10 protein-coding genes are annotated in these 7237 nt (G+C 43.5%); 3 read left to right on the top strand and 7 right to left on the bottom strand.

Features of this window, described 5'->3' with window-relative positions; translation table 11 throughout:
* Positions 1-244: 244 nt before the first annotated feature.
* From AB1797_11840 to AB1797_11810, 7 genes are all read right to left on the bottom strand, one after another.
* A complete protein-coding gene (locus AB1797_11840; GenBank protein MEW5768288.1) occupies positions 245-442 on the bottom strand; it encodes an SEC-C metal-binding domain-containing protein in 198 nt (65 codons plus the stop codon).
* 288 nt (positions 443-730) lie between these two features.
* Positions 731-946 carry a DUF2283 domain-containing protein gene (locus AB1797_11835; protein MEW5768287.1) on the bottom strand — a complete coding sequence of 72 codons (216 nt, stop codon included), beginning with the start codon at positions 944-946 and terminating at the stop codon, positions 731-733.
* A complete protein-coding gene (locus AB1797_11830) occupies positions 934-1161 on the bottom strand; it encodes a hypothetical protein (protein ID MEW5768286.1) in 228 nt (75 codons plus the stop codon). Before AB1797_11830 ends, AB1797_11835 begins: the two co-directional genes overlap by 13 nt.
* A gap of 544 nt (positions 1162-1705) precedes the next feature.
* Positions 1706-1966, bottom strand: coding sequence for a type II toxin-antitoxin system RelE/ParE family toxin (locus AB1797_11825; protein ID MEW5768285.1), 261 nt, complete (start codon positions 1964-1966; stop codon positions 1706-1708).
* Positions 1953-2135: a hypothetical protein gene (locus tag AB1797_11820; protein MEW5768284.1), complete on the bottom strand. Its 183-nt coding sequence runs from the start codon at positions 2133-2135 to the stop codon at positions 1953-1955. Before AB1797_11820 ends, AB1797_11825 begins: the two co-directional genes overlap by 14 nt.
* 665 nt (positions 2136-2800) lie before the next feature.
* Positions 2801-3349, bottom strand: coding sequence for a nucleotidyltransferase (locus tag AB1797_11815; GenBank protein ID MEW5768283.1), 549 nt, complete (start codon positions 3347-3349; stop codon positions 2801-2803).
* Entirely contained in the window at positions 3325-3510 is a 186-nt protein-coding gene (locus AB1797_11810; protein MEW5768282.1) for a hypothetical protein, read from the bottom strand. Before AB1797_11810 ends, AB1797_11815 begins: the two co-directional genes overlap by 25 nt.
* A gap of 664 nt (positions 3511-4174) precedes the next feature.
* On the opposite strand from AB1797_11810, the gene AB1797_11805 reads away from it, so the two are divergent.
* The 3 genes from AB1797_11805 (at position 4175) to AB1797_11795 (ending at position 7010) form a co-directional block, all read left to right on the top strand.
* Positions 4175-4933, top strand: a complete 759-nt coding sequence (locus AB1797_11805) for an alpha/beta hydrolase (protein MEW5768281.1) — start codon at positions 4175-4177, stop codon at positions 4931-4933.
* Between the two features lie 96 nt (positions 4934-5029).
* Positions 5030-6709, top strand: a complete 1680-nt coding sequence (murF, locus tag AB1797_11800; GenBank protein MEW5768280.1) for a UDP-N-acetylmuramoyl-tripeptide--D-alanyl-D-alanine ligase — start codon at positions 5030-5032, stop codon at positions 6707-6709.
* A gap of 25 nt (positions 6710-6734) precedes the next feature.
* The gene (locus AB1797_11795; GenBank protein MEW5768279.1) at positions 6735-7010 is read left to right on the top strand and encodes a hypothetical protein; all 276 of its coding nucleotides are present in this window, start codon (positions 6735-6737) and stop codon (positions 7008-7010) included.
* Positions 7011-7237: the final 227 nt, after the last annotated feature.

Raw genomic sequence — 7237 nt, 5'->3', positions numbered from 1 at the left:
TCCCTTGATGGGAGGGGTTAGGGGAGGGTGGTAGCTCTTTTTCTAAGGTTTTTAGCAAGAATAATAATATTGCCCGCCAATTTCACCCTCACTCTATCCCTCTCCCCTCAAGGGAGAGGGAATTTTGCTTTGTCTCCCAACTAACTGCTTAACTTAGTTTTGAGTAGTTACGAGAAATCCAAGAGGATTATCTACTTTTGAGTGGATGGAAATGGGTTCAAAATGAGGTGGGATTTTTTGCATTTCAACCTCTTTTCCCCTTCGTGTCTTCGTGCCGCGCGTCGGCTTCCAGTTGTTCGGGCGAACGCTTCGGCGGTGGTGGAGGCTGTTTGGCAAGTGCAGCTTGCGCCGCCTTCGCCTCATCCTCGCACAAGTGGCAGTTCTTGTACTTCTTGCCGCTGCCACACCAGCAGGGGTCGTTACGATTGGGTTTGTTTGTCATTGATTGTCATTCCTTTCGTCGCCGTGGGGAAATCTTGCAGCGGATTGCCTGACGGCGGTTTCTAACCGCCTGATGAGGTGTGCCCCGCCCCAGGGAGAGCCTTTGCTCTGCACAGGACAGCCCCGGCGATAATTCGCTTCTTCCAGCCGCTCGCACAAGTCAAACGCCGCATCCAATAATCGCTATGTGAAGGTAAACCGATGTGCGCAAGGGTCTCTGAGAGCCTTCGGGTTTTCAAAAAAAATACGGTTACAATTAAAATATCTCTGCAACAAAAATTCAATAGTGTCAGTATAGAGTGCTTAACACCCTTTCTTTCATCCCGATAAGCGTCAAACCTACTACCTCTTTTGTCTCTTCTATATATCTGATAATAGCCCCCTCTCCAATATCAACCCCAACTGCTTTCCTGGGTTCACCAATGCTTATGTAAAGGACATCTGCCTCCTCATCATACTCCCAGTTAAGATTTTCCTTTTTATCAAGTATTTTTACTGTTTCCATACTATCTTCCTCCTTTCTGAAGGTTTTGTGGCATAATAAGCCGTTATTACAAAACCATCACTATGGCTAATCTCTTTATATATTGCAATCAAATACTTTGAAGTAAGAGGGGTTTTTCCATAAAACCTAACTGCAATAAGTCCACCAAAATCACCCTGCTGAATTAAATGCGGAGCGGTTATGGTTTCCAGTACCTCTTCCTTTTGGTTCTTCATTTCAGGATGTCTTCTAGTTATATACTCCCATCTTTCAGTACTTAGTCGTATAGGTACATTATTTTTAGACCTAACAATTATCGTAACCGTTCAGCCACAAAGCCACTAAGCCACGAAGAGAATGATAGAATAGCACACGGATGACACAGATTTTGGCGGATTCTCACGGATTTTTTCTAATAAATTTTTATCCGTGTCAATCCGTCTCATCCGTGTAATCCGTGTGCTATTATTGGTAATCTTTGTGTCTTTGTGCCTTAAGAGCTGAATAGTTACAAAAATTTCCCCTCAACTTTCATTATCCCCTGAACGGTTACCAATTATCATTGTCGTTTATTCAGGATCAGTTAATTATATTCTTTCTTTCAAGGTTTGGCACGAATTTGTAGCCATTTCCAAAAATTTTCACCTTAAACCTTGTTTCTTTCCATATTGTTTTGCTTGGTGTATAAATGCTTCTATGCGCATTAGGATGGGAAGGCCTTTGTTGTCCTGTTAAAAATCTTCTGCCTATTGTCTCCTGTCTACTGTATCATATCCCTTATCACTTATAAACATCTTTTCTATGTCGCACATGATGAATAGTTACAATTTTATTTTCTGTGTTCACCTGATAAATCACACGATAATCTCCAACCCGTAAACGACAGCTTGATTCCGAACCTTTCATTTTTCTTGATTGAATAGGAAAAGGGTCTTCAACAAGACTTTCAATTGCATCAAGAATTCTTGCAATATACCGCCGATGAATTTTTCTTAGGTCCTGCTCAACTGGACCCCTCAGGTCAATTTTATATAAGCCCATTGGTTTTTAACCTTTTCTTTAGTTCCTCTAAACTAATTGTTGGCTCATCTTTTCGCTCCGCTATAACAGCGAGGTCATAAATGTCTTCCAAAAGTTCTTCATAATCCTCCAGTGGCAATATAACAGCTCTTTTGGCACCCGCCTCGTCTACAATAAATTGAGTATTCATTGTTCACCTCCTATAGATTATGAACGTTCTCGGATAAAATTGAGCATTGATTTTATTAATCTTTACACACCGCGAACCTTTCCTTCACCCCCATTGGTAAAATTTGCTCCTTCGCCCCTGCGGGGCTTAATTTCCAAACTCAATGTTCCGTAGGTTGAAACCTACGGCTAAATTCCTCTGCACCTTCGGTGCATAAGTAGATTTATTTTGAACGCGTTCGGATAAAACCTGTTTTCTGATTTTCATTAGAGCAGGCTCTGACAGGCACACATTTTTATCCGAGAGACTTCTTGTATATGTTTATCTAAAGATCCTCTTCTCTATTGCCTTCATCCTTATCTCTTTTTGTAACTACTCAAAACTAAGTTAAGCAGTTAGTTGGGAGACAAAGCAAAATTCCCTCTCCCTTGATGGGAGAGGGATAGGGTGAGGGTGAAATTGGCGGGCAATATTATTACTCTTGCTAAAAACCTTAGAAAAAGAGCTACCACCCTCCCCTAACCCCTCCCATCAAGGGAGGGGAAGCTCTTATGCCGACGCTGTCGGTATAAAAGGAGATGAAACTTAACCCATAGCACTATAATCTGTAATGAGCTTACTTTTTTAACTTGATTTTGAGTAAATACCCCTTTTTGAATCATTTGCCTCATTATTACCCGTTTATATTACAGTCTTAATCGCTCCATAAGCCTCGCCAGCCTCTTATCAACCCTTGCTCGTTTTGCCAAAGCCAGTAATCTTTTGTAGTCATAGGGGGCTTCCATTAAAAGCTTTGAGGCATCTGCTATATCCTGAAAACTGCCTGCTTTCAACTTAAGGACTATCAGCCCTTCAGGTTTAACTACAGGAACAGATACTCCCTTTAGAACCTCAACTATAAGGCTTTGTTCAACTATATCCCTTTCCCACTTTTGGGTAGCAATTATCATATCAACCGGTATCCCATCCTTTGAAATAGACTTTATACAAAATCTTATTTCATCCTCTATGTCACCTATGTTAAAAGAGCTTTCAAACCCTTCTTCTGCAAGGAGCTTAAGAATTCCCTTTTCTACAACCTCCTGGTTTATTTCAGAGAGAATAAGGAGGATGTCTATATCCTTAGTAGCTCGTGGTGTTACCCAACCTCCCACTGCCAATCCACCAATAAGGGCGTAGAGATTGAGCTTAGCCTTTTCCAAAATGCTTATTATTTCTTTAAGGGTCTTTTCCATATAAGTTCTTCTGAAAGTTTAATGACTTCTCTTATTCTATTAGCAACCATCTCTGGTTTTTTTACCTTTAATTTCAAATTAGACCTGCAAGGCTTTTTATCCGGGAAAAGCTCCTCATAAAGCTCCATAATCTCATCAAATTTTAAGGATTTGCCCTTCATAATCGTCCTTCCCCTGAAAATAAATATCGTTGATGGTTAATGGGTTATGGTCACTTGACATTTTCATTCCATGGGAAGCAGCAGGCTCATTGTTCGTTTTCCCAGTAACTGACCCTATAACCACCTTAGTTTTTTTAGTAAGCCTTTACTCTCATTTTTCTCCTCCTTACTGTTGTTTCGCCCTTATTTGCTCAAGAATTTCTTTCGCCTCCTTTATTCAATTTTACTGACTTCCCGAACTACAGGAACCGATACTAATGGCTGATAAGAATTTTGATTTCAGGGTAATTCGGAAGAAGTGTCATAGAAGTGCCCCCTCGGATGTTTTTTTAGGGCTTTGAGCCTTGTGATTTTGGATTATAGGACATAAAAATGAGTAAGTCAAGAGAAAAGTTGAGGAAAAGAGGAAAAGAGGAAAATCTTCCCCTTGCAAAAGCAACCCCGGCGGTTGCCCGGGAAATTGGTGTCTTATGTCTGAATCACAGAATATGACAAAAATATATTGACATTTACCATATTTGGATGTAAGCTAACATTTAATCTATGTAACTACTCCGCCACAAAGACACGAAGATTACGGAAGCCAATAGCCAATAGGGCATTCTTCCCTTACCTATTGGCTATTGCCTTTGTGTCTTAGTGGCTGAATAGTTACTACTCTACAATGTTTATTAAGATAGACGACCTAAGAGTTTTTTATGAAGTGGGCGGTGAAGGCGAAGCCGTTGTTCTCCTTCACGGCTGGGGTGGGCAGGCCGCCAGCTTTAAGCCTGTTTTTAATTATTTGGTTAGAAGCCACCAGGTCTACGCCTTGGATTTGCCCGGATTTGGTTCCAGTGATCTACCACCCCAGCCGTGGGGGAGTGATGATTATGCCCTATTTGTTTCCACCTTTTTCGCTAAGCTGGGGATTGGCAAGACCAGTCTAATAGGGCATTCTTTTGGGGGAAGAATCGCCATAGTATTAGCCGCCAATTTTCCGGAAAGAGTGGATAAACTAATTTTAGTTGATAGCGCCGGGATAAGGCCTCGACGGACAGTGAAATATTATATCCGGGTGTCCATTGCCAAAATCGCCAAGTTTCTGTTTTCGCCGCGCTTGTTCGGAATCTATGGAGAGAAGGCCAGAAAGGCTATTTACCAGGTAGTGGGTTCTAAGGACTACCAGGAGGCCAATGAAATGCGGCCCACCCTGGTCAAAATCGTCAATGAAGACCTGAGAGGCCTGCTGCCTCAGATCAATGCCCCGACCTTGCTTGTCTGGGGAGAAAAAGATACGGCTACCCCTGTTTCACACGCCAAGATAATGGAAAGGGAAATAAACGATGCCGGCTTGGTAATTCTACCAGAGGCCGGACATTTTTCTTACCTGGATAAATTCCCCCAGTTTTGCCGGATTGTTTCCAGCTTCTTGGGAGATTAATACAGGTCTGCCTAAATTTCTCTCTGGTTTCAACAGGGTTCGCAACTACTCAGGTAGGTAGACTGAAGGTGGAAGGCTTTTAAGAAGGAGATTAAAATGCCAAACGTGATTGATTATGGATGGATGCTTCTGATGGCCGCCATCCTGGTTTCTCTGGCTGGAGCTATCATCCGAACGACCGCGGCCCTTCATATCCTCCAATTGGAGGGATATAAAAGTGGAAGATTTTTGAGATGGCTGATAAATAATCCCAAACGGTTGATCGACGTAAAAGAGGGTATGGCTATGGGCTGCCTTTTAGTTTTGGGACTAATTATAGCCTTTCTCAAGCTAAGGACTTTAGTCTTACCTCTTTTCCTCTTAGCCTGGATAGCCATCGAAGCATATTTTATTGTAAGGCGAAAAAGAATCAAGGCTAAGAAGCCTCTGGTCTACACGGCGAGGGCCAGGAGACTCTTGGGGCTTTCTATCGCCCTGCTGGCCGCGGCCGTGATAGGCGTGATGCTGCTCAGCGGGGGATTATCCCTTTGGCGACTTACAGGTGACCAGCTTTATTCTCAGTTCTTGATTTTATGTGCTCTTACCTTCTGGCTGAATCAGTTGGCGGCCATCAGCCTTACGGCGGCCAATGTCATCATCTACCCTTTGGAAGAGACAATCAAGGCATGCTATCTGAGGTCTGCCAAGAACAAGATTAGAAAGCTTCACCCCAAAGTTATTGCTATTACAGGAAGTTATGGCAAAACAAGCACAAAGCACATTCTAAACACCATTCTCTCCCAGAAATTCAAGGTATTAATGACCCCGGAAAGTTATAATACGCCGATGGGTATTTGTAAAGTGATCAGGGGACAATTAGAGCCGGCCTACCAGATATTTATTGTGGAAATGGGGGCATATAAGAGGGGGGATATTAGAGACTTATGTAAATTGGTCTCCCCGGAGATCGGCATTCTTACCGCCATTGGGCCGCAGCATCTGGAACGATTTAAAAGTATTGATAATATCGCCCGGGCCAAATATGAACTGGTGGAATCCTTGCCTGGGAATGGAATAGCGGTTTTTAATGATGACGATAAAATCTGTTCTGGTCTGGCTGATAAGACTAAAATCAAAGCAGTCAGATACAGCCTGGACAGATTGGATGACAAAGTAGAATTGACGGCTCGGGACATTCAAAATACCAGTCAGGGGCTTACCCTTGCCGTGGAAAAACATTCAGGTGAGGCAGCCCAGATAGAAACCAGGCTCTTGGGGAAAAATAATGTTTATAATATCTTAGCCGCGGCTGCCGTGGCTTTGGAATGTGGTCTGAGCTTAGATGAAATTAGTCGAGCCGCCAAGAGGCTCGAACCTATCCCGCATAGATTGCAGTTGATTCCTGGCGCTGGGGGGGTAACCGTGATTGACGATGGGTTCAATGCTAACCCGCTTGGCGCCAGAGCCGCTCTCGAAGTCCTGGAAAGCTTTAATCATGATCAGGGGAGAAAGGTCCTGGTAACCCCTGGCATGATAGAGCTTGGAGACAGGGAATTCGAGCAGAATAAAATCTTTGGCGCTGAAGCGGCCAGGGTATGCGATTTCGTCATATTAGTGGGGCCTGTAAGAACCAAGCCTATCTTAGAAGGGCTGAGGGAGGCCGGTTTCCCAAAGGAAAAGACAATCGTGGTTGAGAGCCTGGCCGAAGCTACCAAGCGCTTGAAGAATCTCTTAAAAGCCGGCGATGTGGTCTTATTCGAGAATGACCTGCCGGACACCTACAGCGAAGATGTTTAGCTCGATGCTCGATGCTCGATGCTGGATGCTCGATACTCGATGCTGGATGCTCGATGCTCGATGCTGGATGCTCGATACTCGATGCTGGATGCTCGTGCTCGATGCTCGATGCTCGATGCTGGATGCTGGATACTCGATGCTGGATGCTCGATACTCGATGCTGGATGCTCGATACTCGATGCTGGATGCTGGTGAAGGATCCAGTATCGAGCCTCGAATATCAAGGATCGAGTATCGAGCCTCAAGTATCACTCGATGTTCAAGTTTTTTCGACCTGTGGAGTCATACCTTGGGAGGGTAAACCGCTAAAGCGGTTACAATCCCAAATGTTATCTTATTCTGTAACACTCTGATAAATCAGGGTGCTAAATTCAGTAAACATGAGAATAGCACCCCGATTTATCAGCGATTTTTCAGGCTGAATTAATTTGACATTTTGTTTTTACTTGAACCGAAAATCCACTTTAAAATTATAGAGCCAAGGCACCCGTGGGTCGATGTTTTCGGCTTCAAGTTTTTGGGGGAGAT

It is taken from the genome of bacterium (assembly GCA_040753085.1).
Taxonomy (GTDB): Bacteria; UBA9089; JASEGY01; order JASEGY01; family JASEGY01; genus JASEGY01.
Note: the sequence above shows the minus strand (reverse complement) of the source record. Positions and strands in the feature narration are given on the sequence as shown.

Bases quoted from the DNA above. Each gene is read 5' to 3' on its own strand.
- AB1797_11840 (MEW5768288.1), bottom strand. From the start codon at position 442: ATGACAAACAAACCCAATCGTAACGACCCCTGCTGGTGTGGCAGCGGC.
- AB1797_11835 (MEW5768287.1), bottom strand. From the start codon at position 946: ATGGAAACAGTAAAAATACTTGATAAAAAGGAAAATCTTAACTGGGAG.
- AB1797_11830 (MEW5768286.1), bottom strand. From the start codon at position 1,161: ATGAAGAACCAAAAGGAAGAGGTACTGGAAACCATAACCGCTCCGCAT.
- AB1797_11825 (MEW5768285.1), bottom strand. From the start codon at position 1,966: ATGGGCTTATATAAAATTGACCTGAGGGGTCCAGTTGAGCAGGACCTA.
- AB1797_11820 (MEW5768284.1), bottom strand. From the start codon at position 2,135: ATGAATACTCAATTTATTGTAGACGAGGCGGGTGCCAAAAGAGCTGTT.
- AB1797_11815 (MEW5768283.1), bottom strand. From the start codon at position 3,349: ATGGAAAAGACCCTTAAAGAAATAATAAGCATTTTGGAAAAGGCTAAG.
- AB1797_11810 (MEW5768282.1), bottom strand. From the start codon at position 3,510: ATGAAGGGCAAATCCTTAAAATTTGATGAGATTATGGAGCTTTATGAG.
- AB1797_11805 (MEW5768281.1), top strand. From the start codon at position 4,175: ATGTTTATTAAGATAGACGACCTAAGAGTTTTTTATGAAGTGGGCGGT.
- murF (MEW5768280.1), top strand. From the start codon at position 5,030: ATGCCAAACGTGATTGATTATGGATGGATGCTTCTGATGGCCGCCATC.
- AB1797_11795 (MEW5768279.1), top strand. From the start codon at position 6,735: ATGCTCGATACTCGATGCTGGATGCTCGATGCTCGATGCTGGATGCTC.